Annotated in this window: 1 protein-coding gene and 2 pseudogenes; all 3 read left to right on the forward strand. The window is 72.9% G+C overall.

The window, feature by feature from the left end:
• Positions 1 to 188, forward strand: a pseudogene (locus tag EYA84_RS31405) (mannitol dehydrogenase family protein); the annotation flags it as partial.
• Between the two features lie 86 nt (positions 189 to 274).
• Positions 275 to 1,438, forward strand: coding sequence for a Gfo/Idh/MocA family protein (locus EYA84_RS31410; protein ID WP_236146075.1), 1,164 nt, complete (start codon positions 275 to 277; stop codon positions 1,436 to 1,438).
• 214 nt (positions 1,439 to 1,652) lie between these two features.
• Positions 1,653 to 1,839 (forward strand): annotated as a pseudogene (locus EYA84_RS31415) (pectate lyase); the annotation flags it as partial.

A 1,839-nucleotide genomic window follows, 5' to 3' on the forward strand; every position in this document is an offset into this window, starting at 1 on the left:
AGCGGATCCGCACCGCCCTGGCCGCCGCACCGCAGACCCCGGCCGGGGCCGTCGACGCGGTCCTCGCTCTCGACGAGGTCGTTCCGCCCGAGGTGGCCGCCGACGCCCAGGTCCGCGCCGACGTCACCGCCTGGCTGACCGACCTGCACCGCCACGGCGTCCCCGCGACCCTGGCCGGTGCCGGATGAGTGAAAGGAAGGGCACCTTCCTAACGCCTCAGGTAGAGCAGGGGTCCCCTGCTAACACCCCGACAGCCGCAACGCCCGCGACGGCCGTGCCACGGGTCGCGCTGGTCGGGGCGAACGGGCACGGGCGCTGGCACCGTCGGGTGCTCGGTCCACTGCACGACGCCGGCCGGCTGCGACTGGTCGCGCTGGTGGACACGCGACCGCTGGACGACGAGCCCGCCGCACCGGTACCCCCCGGCGCCCGGGTCTTCACCGACCACCGCGCCATGCTCTCGGCCGTCGGGCCGGACGTGGTGGTGATCTGCACCCCGCCCCACACCCACCTGCCGATCGCCCGGGACGCGCTGGCCGCCGGTGCCGACCTGCTGTTGGAGAAACCGCCGGTGCTCTGCACCGCCGAGCACGAGGAGTTGGCCGGGGCGCTGGTCAGCACCGGCCGGGTGGCGCAGGTCGGTTTCCAGGCGCTCGGGTCGGCCGCGCTCACCGCGCTGACCGACGCGGTGAGTGCCGGCCGACTGGGTACGGTCACCGGCATCGCCACGGTCGCCGCCTGGCAGCGTCCGGACGCGTACTACGCCCGCTCGCCATGGGCCGGTCGCCGGAGCCTGGACGGGCGACCGGTGCTCGACGGCGCGCTGGCCAATCCGCTGGCGCACGCGGTGATGCAGTGCCTGGCGGTGGCCGAGGCGGTCACCGGTGAGCCGGCGGAGATCGTGGCCGTCGAGGTGGAGCGCTACCGGGTCCGGCCGATCGAGGTCGACGACACCGCCGTGCTGCGGGTACGCCTGCGGCACGGCCCGCCGATCGTGGCCGCGGTGACGCTGGCCGGTGAGGATTTCGTGCCCGGCGAGGTGATCGTCACCGGTGACGCCGGACGGGCCGTGCTGGAGTACCCGACGGACCGGCTGCTGCTGCCCGGCCAGGATCGGGCGCGCGAGGTGCCCGGCCGGCGGGGGCTGTTGGAGAACCTGCTCGACCACCGGGCCGATCCCCGGGTGCCGTTGATCGCGCCGCTGGCCCGGACCGCCCCGTTCACCGCGGTGCTGACCGCGTTGCAGGCGGCACCCGAGCCGACGCTGCTCGGCGACGATCTCGTCGAGGCGGTCGGCGACGGGCCGCAGCGGGTGCTACGGATACCGGGCGTCAACGACGTGCTGCGCCGGGCCGCCGAGAGCGGCGTACTGCCGACCGAGCTGGGCGTGCCGTGGTCGGTCGCTCCGTGGCGGACCGATCCGACCGGAGGAAAATAGGGGGACACCGCAACGCCACTGCAACATCGCCGGTCCGATCAGGACTGAGGACCCCGCGATGACCAGCGGTATCCCGACCGGGGCAGGTCGGGACGATGCCGGCCGAAAGCATTTTCTGCAACAAAACTGCACATCATTAATATTGACCACAATAAAAACACAACCGTAACCTTCGTCACATAGAGAAACAACGACGAGGGAACGGGACGAGCTGATGCACAGAATTGCCGCCGGTGCGGCATTGATCATTCTCACCCTGACCGCCGCACCCACCCCGGCGACGGCGCACCCCGGCCCGACGGGCGGCCCGGACACCCTGTCCGTGCTGGCCCGCCAGATCGGCCGACAGGCGCTGCCGACGAACGACGGCTGGGCGGCGGCCGGGCCGGGCACCACCGGCG

The organism is Verrucosispora sp. SN26_14.1 (genome assembly GCF_004307965.1).
Lineage (GTDB): Bacteria > Actinomycetota > Actinomycetes > Mycobacteriales > Micromonosporaceae > Micromonospora.